Here is a 17,496-nt window from a genome sequence, read left to right as displayed (position 1 = left end):
CAACTTTCTAAAATTCATGTTTTTTTGATGGGAGATAAATGTGAAAACAATTACAATGGATGTCGCGATCATCGGAGCAGGAGGTGCAGGATTACGTGCAGCTCTTGAAATCGCACAGCAACACCCAAACTTGAAGATTGCTCTTATATCTAAAGTTTACCCTATGCGTAGCCATACCGTTGCGGCAGAGGGGGGAGCTGCAGCAGTAACCCAAGAAACAGACTCACTTGAGCATCATTTCGATGACACTGTTTCTGGAGGCGACTGGCTCTGTGAGCAAGATGTTGTACAGTATTTTGTAGAAAACGCGCGTAAAGAATTAATTCAATTAGAACATTGGGGGTGTCCATGGAGTCGTAAAGAAGATGGATCCGTTAATGTTCGTGCCTTTGGTGGCATGAAAATAGAACGTACTTGGTTTGCAGCAGATAAAAGTGGTTTCCATCTATTACATACACTTTTTCAAACTTCATTAAAATACCCAAATATCAAACGCTTTGATGAACATTTTTGTTTAGATTTGATCATTGAAAATGAAACGGTTCAAGGCGTACTACTTTTAGACATAGCAGAAGGTGAAATAAAACTAATACAAGCTAAATCTGTGATCATGGCAACAGGTGGTGCAGGCCGAGTTTATCGTTATAATACCAATGGCGGTATTGTTACCGGTGATGGCATGGCAATAGCTTATCGTCATGGCGTTGCATTGCGTGATATGGAATTTATACAATATCACCCAACTGGGTTACCAGGAAGTGGCATACTAATGACCGAAGGTTGTCGCGGAGAGGGTGGCATTTTAATGAATAAAAATGGCTATCGTTATTTACAAGATTACGGTTTAGGCCCTGAAGTTCCTCTCGGACAAACTAAAAACAAATATATGGAACTGGGTCCTCGAGATAAACTCAGTCAATCTTTCTGGCAAGAACAAAAAAAAGGCAATGTATTTAAAGGTAAACGTGGCGATTACATACATCTTGATCTACGCCATCTTGGTGAAGCTCTCATCAATGAACGCTTACCATTTATTCGAGAATTAGCAAAAGCATATGTCGGCGTTGATCCGGTTCATGAGCCTATTCCTGTGCGTCCTACCGTGCATTATACAATGGGAGGGATTGCAACAAACAACAAAACAGCAACATCTTTAAGTGGCCTGTTCGCAGTTGGAGAATGTGCATCCGTTGGCTTACATGGCGCAAATCGTTTAGGCTCTAATTCACTGTCTGAATTAGTTGTATTCGGTAAGCTTGCAGGTCAAGAAGCCGCCCTTTACGCACAAGAAAAGAAACATATCGATATAAAAATATTAGAACAAAAAGCGCAAAAGATAGTTCAACGCACTGAAGATTTTTTACACAGCAATGGCAGTGAAAAAATGGTGGATATACGCCAAGAAATGGGTGATACCATGGAAGAAGGGGTGGGTATCTATCGCACTAAACCTTCGATGCAAAAAACGATTGATAAATTACATGAACTTAAAAAACGCTATAAGAATATAAAAATAGAAGATAAATCAAGTGTATTTAACACTGAATTTTTATATGCAATTGAATTAGGTCACCTCCTAGATATGGCTCTAGCCATGGCTTATAGTGCGATTAATCGAGAAGAATCACGTGGATCACATCAACGTATTGATGGTTTTGAAAAACGTGATGATAAAAATTATTTAAAACATTCTCTTGCCTATTATCAAGGTGATGACGCACCAGAGATCAAATATGGAAAAGTCACTATCACGCGTAGCCAACCGGCACAGCGAGCTTATGGCGCTGCCGGTGATAAAAAAATAAAGGAGGATATAAAATGAATAAAAAAACTATAGTCATCGATATCCTACGTTATCGCCCCGAAATGGACGAAAAGCCTTTTACACAAAGCTTTGAAGTCCCTTACATCGAAGACACGTCTATTTTAGAAGCTTTACAGTACATCAAAGATCATCTTGATTCGACTATCAGCTTCCGTTGGTCATGTCGAATGGCTATCTGTGGTAGCTGTGGCCTCATGATAGATAATATCCCGAAATTAGGCTGTAAAGCATTTTTACGAGATTATTATCCTAATAAAATCAGTTTAGAGCCTTTAGCTAATTTTCCGATTGAACGTGATTTAGTTGTTGTCATGGACGATTTCATGCAAAAACTCGAATCGGTAAAACCTTATCTTATCCCGGGTGATAACGCTTGTATGTCTTCTGGTGAATATCAACAAACTCCCTTACAAATGGAAAAATACAAACAATTTTCTATGTGTATTAACTGTGGACTTTGTTATGCTGCCTGCCCTCAATATGGTTTAGATAATAATTTCATTGGCCCTGCCGCATTGGCTTTACTTGCTCGTTATGACCGAGATAGTCGCGATGCTGGAAGTGCTCAACGAATGAAAATACTAAATCAAGAAGAAGGTGTTTGGGGTTGTACTTTTGTCGGTTATTGTTCAACCGTTTGTCCTAAAAAGGTGGATCCCGCTGCTGCTATTCAATTGCTCAAGGTTGAAAGTAGTAAAGATTATCTTATCGGTTTATTTAAACCCGATTAAAAACATTAATCCATATTATTGTTATCGATGTAGGAGAGACAGATGAGTAAACGTAAACCTTATATACGTAAACTAGAAACAAATTGGTGGTTAAAAACAGGCTTTTATACCCGATATATGCTTCGTGAAGGAAGTTGTATTTTTATTACCCTATATAGCCTTATTTTAACTTGGGGAATATTTAATCTAAGCCAAGGTGAAAGCTCTTTTAATATGTGGTTAGACACATTGCAAAATCCTTTTTTTATTATATTGCACCTAATAGTCCTTATTTTTGCGCTATATCACAGTATAACGTGGTTTGCTTTAGCACCTAAAGCAATCGCATTATGGGTAAAAGGTACACGGATTGAAGACAGTGTTATTATTGCGACACACTACGCCGCCTTTGCAATAGTTACTGTTTTATGTTTATTAATCATAACTTTATAGGAATGTATGATGAATGAATTGAAAGAGAAAACATATAAACGTTCACATGAGCCTGTTTTTTGGGGATTATTTGGTGCTGGCGGAATGCTTTGTGCATTTATTACGCCAGTCATGATACTTATTACAGGCCTACTGATTCCTCTTGGTTATATTAATAGAAGTCATTTTGATTATAACAACTTGCATGCCTTTGCAAGCACATGGTATGGGGCACTCATTATTTTAGTGCTCATTGCACTACCATTGTGGCATACCTTTCATCGTATATTTCATGGGTTACATGATTTAGGGATCAAACGAGGTAGAGATTGGCAACGCGTGCTTTGTTATGGCTTCGCCTTTACTGTAAGCGTGTTTATTGCAACTTTATTGTTCGCGATGTTTTAATTTACACAATAAAAAACCAGCGTAATGCTGGTTTATTTTATTAAAATAAATATGTTATTTTTTAACTCTGCTGACATACTCTGCACTACGAGTATCAACCCTAACCACTTCACCTATTTGAATAAAGAGAGGCACTCGAATCGTAGCGCCAGTTGCAAGGGTCGCAGGTTTTCCACCAGTTCCCGCTGTATCGCCTTTTAGGCCTGGATCCGTTTCTGTCACCTCTATTTCTACAAAATTAGGCGGTGTAACCGCAATTGGATTATCATTCCAAAGAGTTAAAGTGCAAATATCTTGTTCCACTAACCATTTGTCCATATCACCTACCGCTCTCGCATCTGCGGCAACTTGCTCAAAAGAAGAATTATCCATAAAATGATAAAATTCACCATCGTGATATAAATACACAAGCTCAAGATCCATTACATCGGCCGCTTCAACGGATTCACCTGATTTAAAGGTTTTCTCAACCACTTTACCCGACAATAATTTACGAAATTTAACACGGTTAAAGGCTTGTCCCTTACCCGGTTTCACCAATTCATTATCAATAATGGCACAAGGCTCTTTATCGAGCATGAATTTTAGCCCACCTTTGAATTCACTGGTACTATATGTAGCCATAATAACCTCTTTATAAATTAATTTTAAAAATGATGAAAGTAATTAACGTGAATAATACCTATACCGCACCCACTTGGCAAAAAGAACTGGCCAATGCCATCAAAAATCCACTACAACTATTAAAATTATTAGATTTAACACCCGATATGTTCCCTTTAAGTGCGTCGGCTCGTAAAAACTTCCCGTTATTAGTGCCTTTACCGTTTATTGCAAAAATGAAAAAAGGAGATATTAACGATCCACTTTTAAAACAAATCTTGCCGATTACAGAAGAAGATAAACAAGTCTTAGGCTATAGTCTCGATCCACTACAAGAACACGACAATAGCATACAGGGTGTATTGCATAAGTATAAAAGTCGCATTCTACTTGTTTTAAAGTCAGGCTGCGCCGTTAATTGTCGTTATTGTTTCCGACGCCACTTTCCTTACAATGAAAATAACTTAAATAAAAAGCAATTTGCAGAGATACTTCTCTATATCAAAGCACACCCAGATGTTAATGAAGTTATTTTAAGCGGAGGAGATCCCCTCATGAGTAACGATGATTTTTTACATTATATTATAAGTGAATTAGAAAATTTAAAGCAGTTAAAACGCTTACGCATTCATACCAGATTACCAGTTGTTATTCCGCAAAGAATAACCGACACACTTTGTAAAATATTACAAAACACACGATTACAAGTCATTGTCGTTCTACATATTAACCATCCGAATGAAATTGACCTTCATTTAAAGACCGCCCTAAAAAAACTACACAAAGCAGGTATTCAACTTTTGAATCAAAGTGTATTACTCCGTGGAATTAATGATAACTGTGCGACATTAGTTGCTCTGAGTGAAGCGCTTTTTGATGCTCATGTGCTCCCGTACTATATTTTCCTATTAGATAAAGTACAGGGCGCACACCATTTTGATGTGTCTGAAAATAAAGCAAAACAGCTTATCTTAGAGATAAGTGGCGAATTACCGGGATATCTAGTGCCGAGATTAAGTCGAGAAATTGCAGGAGAAAAAAGTAAAACACTAATAAATCCGCTATAATCAGAGTAAATCAAACTCAATATCAAGGCGATTAAATGAGCAAAGAAAATGTATTAAAACTACTACAAGAAAATGTGAAGAAAATTTATCATCTAGCTGTCGAAGCGGATAAACAACTTGCACATTTACATGGCGATAAAAAAAATAGTTTCACACACATTTTTAAACAACAGAGTGCGTTTAAAAATCAAGCCTCCACTTTTCTTCCTTATGTCGAAGAACTGGTAGCGGATTTACAAGCAATACAAATCGAAGATGACACACAATTTCAAACATTGTTACCTAATATTATTGTAAAAATAGAACTTTTATTTAAAACGTTAGATTCTTTTAAAGTACAACTAGAAAATTAAATTCGTTGCTTTAATATGAAAATATTAATATTTCTATATTAAAGCAATGGGATTGCATATAGGAATATAGAATTAACCTTACTGATTAAATCTTTATGAGCGTGGATGATGCGTTTTATGTAATTGTTTTAATCGATCTTGAGCAATATGCGTATATATCTGTGTACTTGAAAGATCACTATGCCCAAGTAACATTTGTACAACACGTAAATCTGCACCATAATTTAAAAGATGCGTTGCAAAAGCATGGCGCAATACATGTGGTGATATCAGTGTTTTATCAATGTTACAACGCAGAGCATAAAACTTAATCCGATGCCAAAAAGTTTGCCGAACCATTTGTGTGCCTCGACGACTAGGAAAAAGAATATCACTACTTCGCCCTTTGAGTAACTCTGGCCGCACTTCGATAATATAGCGATCTAACCAATAATTAGCTTCTTCTCCAAGAGGCACCAACCGTGTTTTTTCGCCTTTTCCGGTCACACGCACTACACCTTGCTGTAAATTAACCTCTTGCATTTGCAACCCCACCAACTCAGAAACACGTAATCCCGTTGCATACAATAATTCCAACATAGCTTTATCTCTAAATTGCACATCGTCTGTTATCTCCGGAGCCGATAACAGAGCATCTACTTCAGATTCTGACAATGATTTAGGCAAAGGCTTGATTGTTTTGGGACTTTGTAATTTAGCACTTGGATCGTCGTCACGTAATTTTTCACGGCATACAAATTGATAATAACGACGTAAAGCGCTCATCAAACGCGCCGTTGAGCTGTTTTTATATTGCACATCACAATGTAACCGAAAACTAAAATAATCCGATAGATCCATATAACTTGCTTCGAGTAATTTTTTACTTTTTGTTTTTAAAAAATCTTCGACTAAACATAAATCAAAACGATAAGAAGCAAGAGTGTTTTTTGATAAACCACGCTCCAGCCATAATGTATCTAAAAATTGGTCAATTGTTAACGCTTGCATTAAACTATCGCTCTCTTTTATATAAAGGTAATGAAAATGAAAATCGGCTTATTTTATGCATCAAGTACCTGCTACACCGAAATTGTGGCAGAAAAAATTCAAGCCTGCATTGGCAATGATATTGTTGATATTTATAACATAAAAGAGACAGGATTGAGCCATATAAAAGACTATGATATTGTTATTTTTGGCATTTCCACTTGGGACTATGGCGAGTTACAAGAAGACTGGGGATCATTATGGCATGCCGTCTCAAGCTTACCGATGCACAATAAAATCGTGGCCATTTTTGGTCTAGGAGATCAACTAGGATATGGAGAATGGTTTATTGATGCAGTCGGCATGCTTCATGACGAATTGTGTGCTCAATCTCCTACTTTTATCGGCCAATGGCCTATCACCGGTTATGATTTTAACGCATCAAAAGCCCTCAGTGTCGATAAACAGCATTTTTTAGGACTTGCTATCGATGAAGACTCTCAATATGAACGCACCGATGAGCGCATTGAAACATGGTGTTTACAGATTTTAAACGAAATACAAACGTATATTTAAAAGTATAAAAAATACTTAGCGATAACACACAGACATAATAAATATAAATTGAAGTGCATTATTTTATCTAAGTATTAAAAAATAAAGTATACTGCGTGACTTCACAGTATTCTTGTTATAAAACAAACAAAATTACTTGTAAACGACATTTTAGAAAATAAATAACCGATATTAAGACTAAAAACAGCATTTTTGCGCGCAAAATAAGCAAATTATCTAAAAAACGCAATAAACTGTAATAAAATTACAGCCTCTATTGAAAATTTGACCTATATCAAGTTTGCACTAGATACCATTTGTTAGACTTATTTTGTTCTAAATATATAAGATAACAGCTGACATGAAGTGAGCCTAAGCAGCTAGTGTATCTCCGCATCTTAGCCTTGATACATACGTTCAATACCACGTCAATAAAGATGTTATTTCTCTGCCTTTTTTAAGACGAGTTCATTAAGTATTTTGAACAGTATGTTAAAATATTTTTACTCGGGACTATCCCGTTTTAATACATTAATTAGAATAATTTTATTTGCCTTCTACAATGGCCATGAAATTTTAAACGATGCAAATTTATTACCTATTATTCATTCTTAAAATATCAAGATGAATACAATAATTGGTGAGAGAGGCAAGTTTAGATGCTTACCTTAAAACCAATTAACCAGTTTTTTTAATACTCTAACAATTAAAGGTTAATCTTTATGATTAAATTAAATGAAGACTTTATATCAGCATGGAATGGCTTTGCTGGTGACGAATGGAAAACCGACGTAAATGTTCGTGATTTTATTCAAAAAAACTACACACCTTTTGATGGTGACGAAAGCTTTTTGGCCGGCGCAACTAAAGCAACTGATGTGCTTTGGGAAAAAGTCATGGTCGGCATTAAACAAGAAAATAGCACACATGCTCCTGTTGATTTTGATACTGATGTAGTTTCAACAATTACAGCTCATGATGCTGGTTATATTAATAAAGATTTAGAAGTAATTGTTGGTTTACAAACTGAAGCACCTCTTAAACGTGCGCTGATCCCCAATGGTGGTATCCGCATGATCGATGGTTCTTGTAAAGTTTACGGTAAAGAACTTGATGCAAACATTCGCAAAACTTACTCTGAATTCCGCAAAACACATAACCAAGGTGTTTTCGATGTATACACAGGTGACATCCTAAAATGTCGTAAATCAGGTATTTTAACTGGTTTACCTGATGCATATGGCCGTGGACGTATTATTGGTGATTACCGTCGTATTGCATTATACGGAATTGACTACCTAATGGTTGACAAATCTAAACAACATAAAAGTTTAGAAGCAGAACTAGTTAAAGGTGACACTTTAGAAGATACCATTAAACTACGCGAAGAAATTTTTGAGCAATACCGCGCTTTAGGCCAAATGAAAGAAATGGCTGCTAAATACGGTTTTGATATTTCAGGCCCAGCGACATCAGCTAAAGAAGCCATTCAATGGACTTACTTTGGTTACCTTGCTGCCATAAAATCTCAAAATGGCGCTGCAATGTCATTTGGTCGTACTTCTACTTTCATTGATATCTACATTGAAAAAGATATTAAAGAAGGAAAAATCACAGAAGAAGAAGCTCAAGAGCTTATCGATCACCTAGTAATGAAACTACGTATGGTTCGTTTCTTACGTACACCTGAATATGATGACCTATTCTCAGGAGACCCTATTTGGGCAACTGAATCTGTTGGTGGTATGGGTGTTGATGGACGTACATTAGTTACTAAAAACAGTTTCCGTTTCTTACATACTCAATACACAATGGGTCCATCTCCAGAGCCAAATATCACTATATTATGGGCTGAAGAATTACCGATTAACTTCAAAAAATACTGTGCAAAAGTATCTATCGATACTTCTTCTATCCAGTATGAAAATGATGATCTAATGCGTAATGACTTCGATAACGATGATTATGCAATTGCGTGTTGTGTTTCACCAATGATTGTTGGTAAACAAATGCAATTCTTTGGTGCACGTGCCAACTTAGCAAAAACACTTTTATACGCAATTAACGGTGGCGTAGATGAAAAAACAAAAACACAAATAGGTCCTACAACAATACCTGCCATTACATCTGAAGTTTTAGATTATGATGAAGTATACAAAAACTTAGATTTACTTATGGATTGGCTTGCTGATACTTATGTAACAGCTCTGAACTGTATTCACTACATGCATGACAAATATAGCTACGAATCAGCATTGATGGCACTACATGACAGAGATGTTGAACGTACAATGGCATGTGGTATCGCGGGCTTATCTATTGCTGCAGATTCACTTTCAGCTATCAAATACGCAACAGTTAAACCAATTCGTGATGAAAATGGTATTGCTATTGATTTTGATATTACTGGTGAATATCCTAAATTCGGTAATAATGATGCACGTGTTGATGATATGGCTTGTGAACTTGTTGAATTGTTCATGAAAAAACTTCAATCACACAAAATGTACCGCAATGCACGTCCTACACAATCTATCCTAACTATCACATCTAATGTGGTATACGGCAAGAAAACAGGTAATACACCTGATGGTCGCGCAGCAGGTGCTCCTTTTGCTCCTGGTGCAAACCCAATGCATGGACGTGATGAAAAAGGCGCAGTCGCATCTTTAACATCTGTTTCTAAACTCCCATTTGCTTACGCACAAGATGGTATTTCATATACTTTCTCTATCGTACCAAACGCACTGGGTAAAACAGAAGATTCTCAACGTTCAAATCTTGCGGGTCTAATGGATGGTTACTTTAAACACACACCTGACATTGAAGGTGGTCAACACTTAAATGTTAATGTAATGAACCGTGAAACATTATTAGATGCTATGGATCACCCTGAAAAGTATCCACAACTTACTATTCGTGTATCAGGCTATGCGGTACGTTTTAACTCTTTAACTAAAGAGCAACAAAACGATGTTATTACCCGTACTTTTACATCAAATATGTAAATAGTACAGATAATCAGGTTAAGTGGTAACATAGCCTGATATACTAAAAAAGGTTTCATCTTTGCAGATGAAACCTTTCTTTTTATGTAACAACACCTTTAAATTAACGTGATATTTATTTCGTAATACACATAGTATTTATTTAAAGGATAGCGCATATACTCGCTAGGTAAATCACCTACCACGAGTGATAAATGCAAATTTAAGTCATAATACTCATTATCATTAAATTGAGTGTTACACTCATTATTTTAGAGGACTAACATGTCAGTAATGGGACTTGTTCATTCAATTGAAACTTGTGGAGCCGTTGACGGCCCTGGTATTCGCTTTATTATCTTTTTACAGGGTTGCTTAATGCGCTGTAAATATTGTCATAATCGCGATACGTGGGCGCTTAATGGTGGCAAAGAAATGAGTGTCGATGAATTGATAGCAGAGATCGTACAATACCGCAGTTATATGCAAGCTTCTGGTGGAGGTATCACTATCTCTGGCGGAGAAGCAATGCTTCAACCTGAATTTGTTAAAGCAATGTTTGAGGCCTGCCATTTAGAGGGCATTCACACTTGCCTTGATACTAATGGTTTTGTAAGACGCATTGATGATTTGACTAAAGAAGTACTCAAATTAAGCGATCTTGTCTTACTCGATATAAAGCAAATTGATGACCAAAAACACATTGACTTAACTCATGTGAGCAACAAATATACGCTACAATTTGCAAAATACTTAGCAGAAATAAATCAACCCGTTTATTTGCGATATGTCATCGTCCCAGGTTATACGGATGCGATTGAAGATGCCCATGCTTTAGGCCGATTTATTGCACCTATGAAAAACATCGAAAAAATAGAATTATTACCTTATCATGATTTAGGTCGACACAAGTGGATAGCAATGGGTGAATCTTATCCATTAGAAGGTGTTAATCCACCGTCAAAAGATATCATGGAAAACATAAAAAACATTTTATTAACCTATAATGATAATGTTATTTATTAAGCGTTATCGCATTATTTTTTATCGCTGGGGGTTACTCCCCTATTCCCCCTCATCTAGATTAATACCTGATAAGATTTATTATGCACGCATTTATTTGTCCGCTTTGTCACACCTCGTTCTTAACCAAAAACAATACTAAAATTTGTCAGAACAATCATCATTTTGATATTGCCAAAGAAGGTTACTTAAATCTTTTACCCGTACAGGCTAAAAGCTCAAAAAACCCTGGTGATAACAAAAAAATGATGCAAGCACGACGCGCATTTTTAAACAGCGAGGGTTACCGCCCGATGGCGGATAAACTTTGTGAATTAGTAACAAAAAAATTACTCGGCAAGAGTGCACCTCATATTTTAGATCTTGGCTGTGGTGAAGGTTATTATACGAACTTACTCGCAAACAGCCTAAGCCCAGAAGCACATGTCAGCGCCTTAGATATATCTAAAGTTGCGATACGTTATGCAGCTAAACGCTATAAGACAATAAGTTTTTGTGTCGCGAGTGCCTATGCAGTTCCACTTGTAGACAGCTCTCTCGATGCGATCATTCGAATTTATGCGCCCTCTCTAGAAAGCGAATTACAACGTTTAATAAAACCTGGCGCTTACCTTTTTACCGTTACACCTGCACCACGTCATCTTTTTCAACTTCGAGAAAAAATTTATACACATGTTAATGAACATATTAGTAGTCACAATGCGCCTTTAGGCTTTCATAAAGTAGACAGCGTGAATGTTAATTATATATTGAGCATAGATAACGCTCAAATTTTGCATGACTTGATTCAAATGACCCCTTTTGCATGGAAATTTAATCCACAAAAGATGCAAGATCTATTAAATGCACGCAAATGGAAAATTGAATGTGATTTCAATATTGAGATATACCAAAAATCCGCACCTTCGTTAACATAAAAGATAAATACGATGCATCTATCTTTTATGTATTATAATTTAGGATAACTTGGTAGGCTCTTTGACAGCACATTAACACGCTTTAATGTACTGATTTTACCCTATTTAATTACTTATTGGAATTTTTTATGAGCAGTAAACTCGTTCTTGTTCTCAACTGTGGTAGCTCTTCTCTTAAATTTGCAGTCGTCAATGCAGAAAATGGTGAAAACCTTATCAGTGGCCTTGCCGAATGTTTTAACTTAACCGATGCACGCCTAAAATGGACGATTAACGGAAAAAAAGAATCAACTTCCCTTCCTCCAATGAGCGCTCATTCTGAAGCAATTGCTTATATTGTTGACCATATTATTAAAAAAGAAACGGGCTTAGCGAGTAAATTTGTTGCTATCGGTCACCGGGTTGTACATGGGGGTGAAAAATTTACCCACTCAGTACTTATCGATGAAGATGTTATCAATAGTATTGAAAAATGTATTTCACTTGCCCCTTTACATAACCCAGCTCATATTCTTGGCATTCGAGCTGCGCAAGTTGCTTTCCCTGAACTTTCTCAAGTTGCCGTTTTTGATACTGCATTTCATCAAAGTATGCCAGCCAAAGCGTTTATGTATGCCTTACCTTACGAACTCTACAAAGAAAAAGGAATTCGTCGTTACGGTATGCATGGCACGAGCCACTTATTTATCACTCAAGAAGCAGCAAAAGCTCTGCATAAGCCAATTTCAGAAGTAAATATTATATCTGCACACCTTGGCAATGGTGCATCTGTCACCGCCATTAAAAATGGACAATGTGTTGATACAAGTATGGGGATGACTCCTCTTGCGGGCCTTGTTATGGGCACACGCTGTGGCGATCTAGACCCAAGTATTATCGAGCATTTAATTGCACATGAAGGCTACACCCTAGAACAAGTCATGGATATTTTGCAAAAACAAAGTGGCCTCTTAGGTATCTCTGGTATTTCTAGCGATTTTAGAACCATCACAGAAGAACATTTAAAAAACAACCCTAGAGCAACTCTTGCTCTCGATATGTTCTGCTACCGTTTAGCAAAATATATCGCCTCTTACGCCGTGCCATTAGGTCGTATTGATGCACTTATCTTTACTGGGGGTATCGGTGAAAACTCGGCATTGGTTCGCCAAAAAATATTAGAACTTCTTTCTATCTTCTCTTATCACCTCGATACAGAAAAGAATGCAACAACAATACTGGGTAAATCAGGTATTATCAGCGCTAAAAATAGCCCTGTTGTAATGGTTATCCCAACCAATGAAGAATGGGTTATTGCACAAGATGCCGTTGCACTTGTTGCTAAATCAGCGCTTATTGGAGCTTGATTATTTTTTTAAATGGAGTAAAACAACTCCATTTATTATCCAGATCTTAATTTTAAGGAATTATTATGTCTCGTACTATTATGCTCATTCCTATCGGCACTGGCGTAGGTGTTACCTCTGTCAGCTTAGGTATGGTTCGCGCCTTAGAGCGCCAAGGTATTGCAGTTAACTTTTTTAAACCTATTGCACAACCTCGTTCTGGCGATACAGGCCCAGAGCGTTCGACCGCTACACTGCGTAATGCATCTAGACTTTCTCCACCAGAGCCTTTTGCAATGGACTATGCTGCAAAAATGCTCTCTTCAGGACGAAAATCTGATCTTCTCGAAAATATCGTAGAACGATTCAGCCAAGGCACTCAAGGAACAGATGTTATCGTTGTTGAAGGTCTCGTACCCACAGACAAACATCAGTTTGCCAATGAAATAAATTACAGTATCGCTAAAGCATTAAATGCAGAAATGATTTTTGTTACTCATCCAAGTAATGATTCATCACAACAATTAAAAGAGCGTATGGAAATAGCAGTTGACGCTTTTGGTGGTAAAAATAATAAACGTATCGCAGGTTGCATTATTAATAAAGTCGGTGCCCCTCTTGATGCAAATCTGCATGATATGTTCGATATTCCAGAGGTAAATGCGAAAACAAATCTTGAAGTGTTACAAATGTTTAGCAAAAGCCCATTACCTATTCTGGGCTGTATTCCATGGTGTGCGGATCTCATCGCCCCTCGGGTACAAGATCTTGTACAATATTTAGATGCTGAAATTTTAAATCATGGAGATTTAGATCTCCGCCGCTTACGCTCAGTGACCTTCTGTGCGCGCTCAATTCCAAATATGTTAGAGCATTTTAAAGCTGGCTCTATGTTAGTGACATCTGGCGACCGTAGTGATGTTATCATTGCTGCATGTTTGGCCGTCATGAACGGTATGAAAATTGGCTGTTTATTACTGACAGGTGATTACATGCCTGAAGACTCCGTACTAAAAATTTGTAATCAAGCAATGGAAGCAGGTCTACCAATCTTACTGATAAAAAGTAACACATGGAAAACAGCACAACGCTTACAAAACTTCAATATGGAAATACCGATTGATGATATTGAACGCATTGAAAAAGTACAAGACTATATTGCCAGTCATATCGATAATCATTGGTTAAAAACATTAACAAGTGATTCATCTTTATCTCGTCGTTTATCCCCACCTGCATTCCGTTATCATTTAACTGAGCTTGCACGTCAAACTAAGCAACGTATCGTATTACCTGAAGGTACTGAGCCTCGGACTATCCAAGCGGCTCTTATCTGTGCTCAACGTGGCATAGCGACACCGGTTTTATTAGGTGATCCTATTGAAATAAAACGTATTGCTTCACAACAAGGCATTGAATTAACTAATGATGTTGAGATCATTAACCCGGTTGATGTTATAGAAAAATATGTAGCACCAATGGTTGAATTACGCAAAGCAAAAGGACTAACGCCTGTTGTTGCAAGAGAGCAATTACAAGATACGGTTGTATTAGGTACGATGATGCTAGCGGAAAATGAAGTGGCAGGGCTTGTCTCTGGAGCGGTACACACCACCGCCAACACTATTCGTCCAGCACTGCAATTAATTAAAACAGCACCGGGTGCAAGCTTAGTTTCATCTGTATTCTTTATGTTACTACCCGATCAAGTTTTTGTTTACGGCGATTGTGCAATTAATCCAGACCCAACGGCTGATCAACTTGCCGATATTGCTATCCAATCTGCAGATTCTGCGATTGCTTTTGGTATTGAGCCTAAAGTTGCAATGATCAGTTACTCAACGGGCGACTCTGGTGCAGGATCTGATGTTGAAAAAGTACGCGAAGCAACGAAAATTGCACAACAACGTAGACCAGATCTCTTAATCGATGGCCCTCTACAGTATGATGCTGCAGTAATGGAAAATGTCGCAAAAAGTAAAGCGCCGAATTCTAAAGTTGCGGGTCAAGCCACCGTATTTATCTTCCCAGATCTAAATACAGGTAACACAACTTATAAAGCAGTACAACGTAGTGCAGATCTAATCAGTATTGGTCCAATGTTGCAAGGTATGCGCAAACCAGTAAATGATTTATCACGTGGTGCTTTAGTGGATGACATCGTTTATACCGTTGCATTAACCGCTATCCAAGCAACACAAGCTGAACAAGCAGCACAATGTACAACTGAAAAAAGTTAAATTTAAATAGTATAAATAAATAGTATAAAGCCCCCTTAAATACATTTATTTAAGGGGGCTTTATACGTTTAATCAACCCGTCTTAAAATTTGACGAGTAAACATTTTAAACCTCGCTCCGGATTAACATTTATAAAGTGACTTTCAGGATCGATTCTTTTTATAATCTTTGCCTCTGGGCATTCATGCATTAAAATTTTCTCTAAAAATGAAAAGTCTAAATTTGGAGAGTTTAAACACAGCAAAGCGACTCCACCACTGTTCAATAAATCGGCTAAGCGACGTATAATTTTAGGATAATCCCGCTCAATGTTAATAGAGCCTTTTTGTAAGGAAGGTGGATCTACAATCACAATATCATAAGCGCCAAGGCGTTTTAGCTTTCCCCATGATTTAAATAGATCATGACCCAGATATTTAACCTTACTTAAATCATGTCCATTTAAACGATGATTTTCACGTCCAACCGCTAACGCGGCTTTACTCATATCTAAGTTAATAACTCGTTTTGCTCCCCCCTCTATAGCCACATTTGAAAAACCACAAGTATAAGAGAAAAGATTTAAAATAGATTTGTTTTGTGCATTCTCACGCAACCAATTTCGTCCATTTTTCATATCTAAAAATAAACCATAGTTTTGATTACGCCCTAAACTTAAGGTGTATTTTAAACCCTGCTCCACACCTATAAAATCCGTTATAGCATCCCCCCAGAGTAATTGAGTAGGAGCATGATCTCGACATCGATATTGCACTTGTACACTTTTGACTAAAAAATTAATTTTTTGCATTTGTAACAAAAGTTTTTCGGTTAATTGCTCAAGGGTTGCTTGAGTTTCTTCTTTATACAGAATAATTAAGATCACTGGCGACAGCCACTCTATATTAATATGGCAAGTATCCAAATGTTGAAATCCTCGCCCATGATAAAGTCTTTGTAACTCAATTTGTGGGAGTGAAGCTATGCGCTTCCAATCAATTTTCTCTAATAGTGTCATTGCGGCAGGTACTCTTTTCTTCTTTTATTAATTCATCTATCTCTTCATCTGAGCTAAGTAATATAGCAAACCAAGCACCCTCTTTGCTATTTTCTAAAGCAATTTTACAGATCATAGTTAATGGAACAGATAATAACATGCCCACCATACCTAATAACCACCCCCAAAAAATTAAAGATAAGAAAACGACTAATGTTGAGAGCCCTAAACTACGCCCCATATATTTAGGTTCAATGACATTACCCATCAACATATTTACCGCCACAAAAAGACCTAAAACAATAGATGCGGAACCCAGACCTAATTGCAAAAAAGTTAATATCACCGTCGGAATAGCAGCAAGAATAGATCCAATATTAGGTATATAATTTAATAAGAAAGCCAATACCGCCCAAAGAACAAAAAAATCAACGTGTAGGATCCATAAGAAAAAACCAATAATTAGTCCCGTAGCAAGACTTATCAATGTTTTTATTGCCATATAGCGGTTAACCATGTTTAAAAAACGTTGCATACGCTTCTCTTTACCAATCGGATCATCAAATGCAATATGTAATTTTTTACTAAACCCCTGACCTTCAAGTAGCATAAATATAACCGTTAATAACAGTAAAAAGATATTACCTAACATACTACTAAAACCACTTAATGCAGTCGTCACTAATGACATCATTTTAGCGGGATCAAAATATGATTCGATTTCAACTTTTGAAATTTGTAAATGATGTGCTTTCATCCAACTTACCACCCAATTTAATTGAGTAGTAAGTTGAACTTGATAAAGAGGTAGTGCCTGCCTAAATTCATTGACAGAACTACCTATGATCCCACCTAACCCAATAAACATAACAAATATAAATAAAATAATAAAAACAATTCCTAAGCCTCTCGGTATGCGATAACGCTCTAAAAAATTAACCGCAGGATTACAGATAATAGCAATAAATAAGGCCAGTAAAAAAGGCACAACAATAGGTGTCGCAACTTTAATTCCCGCAAGAGCAATGACCAAGGCTGCGAAACACAGCGTAGAACGCATAAAGGTAGATACATGCTTCATGATAAATCCATCCACGAAAAAATTA

General features: G+C 36.9%; 16 protein-coding genes. 12 read left to right on the top strand and 4 right to left on the bottom strand.

Translation table 11 applies throughout. The annotated features are described in order from the left end of the window. Positions 1-40: 40 nt before the first annotated feature. From frdA to frdD, 4 genes are read left to right on the top strand one after another with little or no spacing between them, the layout of a single operon-like run. Positions 41-1,822, top strand: coding sequence for a fumarate reductase (quinol) flavoprotein subunit (gene frdA, locus B8W84_RS01210; RefSeq protein ID WP_219349754.1), 1,782 nt, complete (start codon positions 41-43; stop codon positions 1,820-1,822). Continuing rightward, positions 1,819-2,556 (top strand): succinate dehydrogenase/fumarate reductase iron-sulfur subunit, encoded by a 738-nt coding sequence (locus tag B8W84_RS01205; protein WP_094751512.1) that lies wholly within the window; start codon positions 1,819-1,821, stop codon positions 2,554-2,556. The genes frdA and B8W84_RS01205 overlap by 4 nt, the downstream gene beginning before the upstream one ends. Before the next feature lie 42 nt (positions 2,557-2,598). Beyond that, entirely contained in the window at positions 2,599-2,988 is a 390-nt protein-coding gene (locus B8W84_RS01200) for a fumarate reductase subunit C (protein WP_094751511.1), read from the top strand. Positions 2,989-2,997: 9 nt separating this feature from the next. Continuing rightward, entirely contained in the window at positions 2,998-3,375 is a 378-nt protein-coding gene (gene frdD, locus B8W84_RS01195) for a fumarate reductase subunit FrdD (RefSeq protein ID WP_094751510.1), read from the top strand. A 54-nt stretch (positions 3,376-3,429) separates the two neighbouring features. On the opposite strand, the gene efp is transcribed toward frdD, so the two are convergent. Beyond that, the gene (gene efp / locus B8W84_RS01190; RefSeq protein WP_094751509.1) at positions 3,430-3,999 is read right to left on the bottom strand and encodes an elongation factor P; all 570 of its coding nucleotides are present in this window, start codon (positions 3,997-3,999) and stop codon (positions 3,430-3,432) included. 29 nt (positions 4,000-4,028) lie between these two features. Between efp and epmB the strand changes: the two genes are divergently transcribed. Next, positions 4,029-5,045 carry an EF-P beta-lysylation protein EpmB gene (gene epmB / locus B8W84_RS01185; RefSeq protein WP_094751508.1) on the top strand — a complete coding sequence of 339 codons (1,017 nt, stop codon included), beginning with the start codon at positions 4,029-4,031 and terminating at the stop codon, positions 5,043-5,045. Between the two features lie 35 nt (positions 5,046-5,080). Continuing rightward, positions 5,081-5,398, top strand: a complete 318-nt coding sequence (locus B8W84_RS01180) for a hypothetical protein (RefSeq protein WP_094751507.1) — start codon at positions 5,081-5,083, stop codon at positions 5,396-5,398. Positions 5,399-5,491: 93 nt separating this feature from the next. On the opposite strand, the gene xerD is transcribed toward B8W84_RS01180, so the two are convergent. After that, entirely contained in the window at positions 5,492-6,388 is an 897-nt protein-coding gene (gene xerD / locus B8W84_RS01175) for a site-specific tyrosine recombinase XerD (protein WP_094751506.1), read from the bottom strand. A gap of 36 nt (positions 6,389-6,424) precedes the next feature. Between xerD and fldB the strand changes: the two genes are divergently transcribed. The 6 genes from fldB (at position 6,425) to pta (ending at position 15,414) form a co-directional block, all read left to right on the top strand. Next, on the top strand, positions 6,425-6,943 hold the full coding sequence (fldB, locus tag B8W84_RS01170) for a flavodoxin FldB (RefSeq protein ID WP_094751505.1): 519 nt from the start codon (positions 6,425-6,427) through the stop codon (positions 6,941-6,943). Positions 6,944-7,644: 701 nt separating this feature from the next. Then, positions 7,645-9,930, top strand: coding sequence for a formate C-acetyltransferase (pflB, locus tag B8W84_RS01165; RefSeq protein WP_094751504.1), 2,286 nt, complete (start codon positions 7,645-7,647; stop codon positions 9,928-9,930). Between the two features lie 264 nt (positions 9,931-10,194). Continuing rightward, positions 10,195-10,935 carry a pyruvate formate lyase 1-activating protein gene (gene pflA / locus B8W84_RS01160; protein WP_094751503.1) on the top strand — a complete coding sequence of 247 codons (741 nt, stop codon included), beginning with the start codon at positions 10,195-10,197 and terminating at the stop codon, positions 10,933-10,935. Between the two features lie 80 nt (positions 10,936-11,015). Then, a complete protein-coding gene (gene rlmA / locus B8W84_RS01155) occupies positions 11,016-11,849 on the top strand; it encodes a 23S rRNA (guanine(745)-N(1))-methyltransferase (protein ID WP_094751502.1) in 834 nt (277 codons plus the stop codon). A gap of 128 nt (positions 11,850-11,977) precedes the next feature. Then, positions 11,978-13,195 (top strand): acetate kinase, encoded by a 1,218-nt coding sequence (locus B8W84_RS01150; RefSeq protein ID WP_094751501.1) that lies wholly within the window; start codon positions 11,978-11,980, stop codon positions 13,193-13,195. Positions 13,196-13,260: 65 nt separating this feature from the next. Next, on the top strand, positions 13,261-15,414 hold the full coding sequence (gene pta, locus B8W84_RS01145; RefSeq protein WP_094751500.1) for a phosphate acetyltransferase: 2,154 nt from the start codon (positions 13,261-13,263) through the stop codon (positions 15,412-15,414). 82 nt (positions 15,415-15,496) lie between these two features. On the opposite strand, the gene B8W84_RS01140 is transcribed toward pta, so the two are convergent. Continuing rightward, on the bottom strand, positions 15,497-16,411 hold the full coding sequence (locus B8W84_RS01140) for a class I SAM-dependent methyltransferase (protein ID WP_094751499.1): 915 nt from the start codon (positions 16,409-16,411) through the stop codon (positions 15,497-15,499). After that, positions 16,389-17,471, bottom strand: coding sequence for an AI-2E family transporter (locus tag B8W84_RS01135; RefSeq protein WP_094751498.1), 1,083 nt, complete (start codon positions 17,469-17,471; stop codon positions 16,389-16,391). The genes B8W84_RS01140 and B8W84_RS01135 overlap by 23 nt, the downstream gene beginning before the upstream one ends. Positions 17,472-17,496 lie beyond the last annotated feature (25 nt).

Origin of the sequence: Psychromonas sp. CD1 (genome assembly GCF_002239585.1) — a bacterium.
GTDB lineage: Bacteria > Pseudomonadota > Gammaproteobacteria > Enterobacterales > Psychromonadaceae > Psychromonas.
The sequence above is the reverse complement of the archived record's forward strand: the minus strand, read 5'-3'. Positions and strand labels throughout refer to the sequence as shown.

Coding starts and splice junctions, on each gene's coding strand:
- B8W84_RS01205 (WP_094751512.1), top strand. CDS start 1,819: ATGAATAAAAAAACTATAGTCATCGATATCCTACGTTATCGCCCCGAA.
- B8W84_RS01200 (WP_094751511.1), top strand. CDS start 2,599: ATGAGTAAACGTAAACCTTATATACGTAAACTAGAAACAAATTGGTGG.
- frdD (WP_094751510.1), top strand. CDS start 2,998: ATGAATGAATTGAAAGAGAAAACATATAAACGTTCACATGAGCCTGTT.
- efp (WP_094751509.1), bottom strand. CDS start 3,999: ATGGCTACATATAGTACCAGTGAATTCAAAGGTGGGCTAAAATTCATG.
- epmB (WP_094751508.1), top strand. CDS start 4,029: ATGATGAAAGTAATTAACGTGAATAATACCTATACCGCACCCACTTGG.
- B8W84_RS01180 (WP_094751507.1), top strand. CDS start 5,081: ATGAGCAAAGAAAATGTATTAAAACTACTACAAGAAAATGTGAAGAAA.
- xerD (WP_094751506.1), bottom strand. CDS start 6,388: ATGCAAGCGTTAACAATTGACCAATTTTTAGATACATTATGGCTGGAG.
- fldB (WP_094751505.1), top strand. CDS start 6,425: ATGAAAATCGGCTTATTTTATGCATCAAGTACCTGCTACACCGAAATT.
- pflB (WP_094751504.1), top strand. CDS start 7,645: ATGATTAAATTAAATGAAGACTTTATATCAGCATGGAATGGCTTTGCT.
- pflA (WP_094751503.1), top strand. CDS start 10,195: ATGTCAGTAATGGGACTTGTTCATTCAATTGAAACTTGTGGAGCCGTT.
- rlmA (WP_094751502.1), top strand. CDS start 11,016: ATGCACGCATTTATTTGTCCGCTTTGTCACACCTCGTTCTTAACCAAA.
- B8W84_RS01150 (WP_094751501.1), top strand. CDS start 11,978: ATGAGCAGTAAACTCGTTCTTGTTCTCAACTGTGGTAGCTCTTCTCTT.
- pta (WP_094751500.1), top strand. CDS start 13,261: ATGTCTCGTACTATTATGCTCATTCCTATCGGCACTGGCGTAGGTGTT.
- B8W84_RS01140 (WP_094751499.1), bottom strand. CDS start 16,411: ATGACACTATTAGAGAAAATTGATTGGAAGCGCATAGCTTCACTCCCA.
- B8W84_RS01135 (WP_094751498.1), bottom strand. CDS start 17,471: ATGAAGCATGTATCTACCTTTATGCGTTCTACGCTGTGTTTCGCAGCC.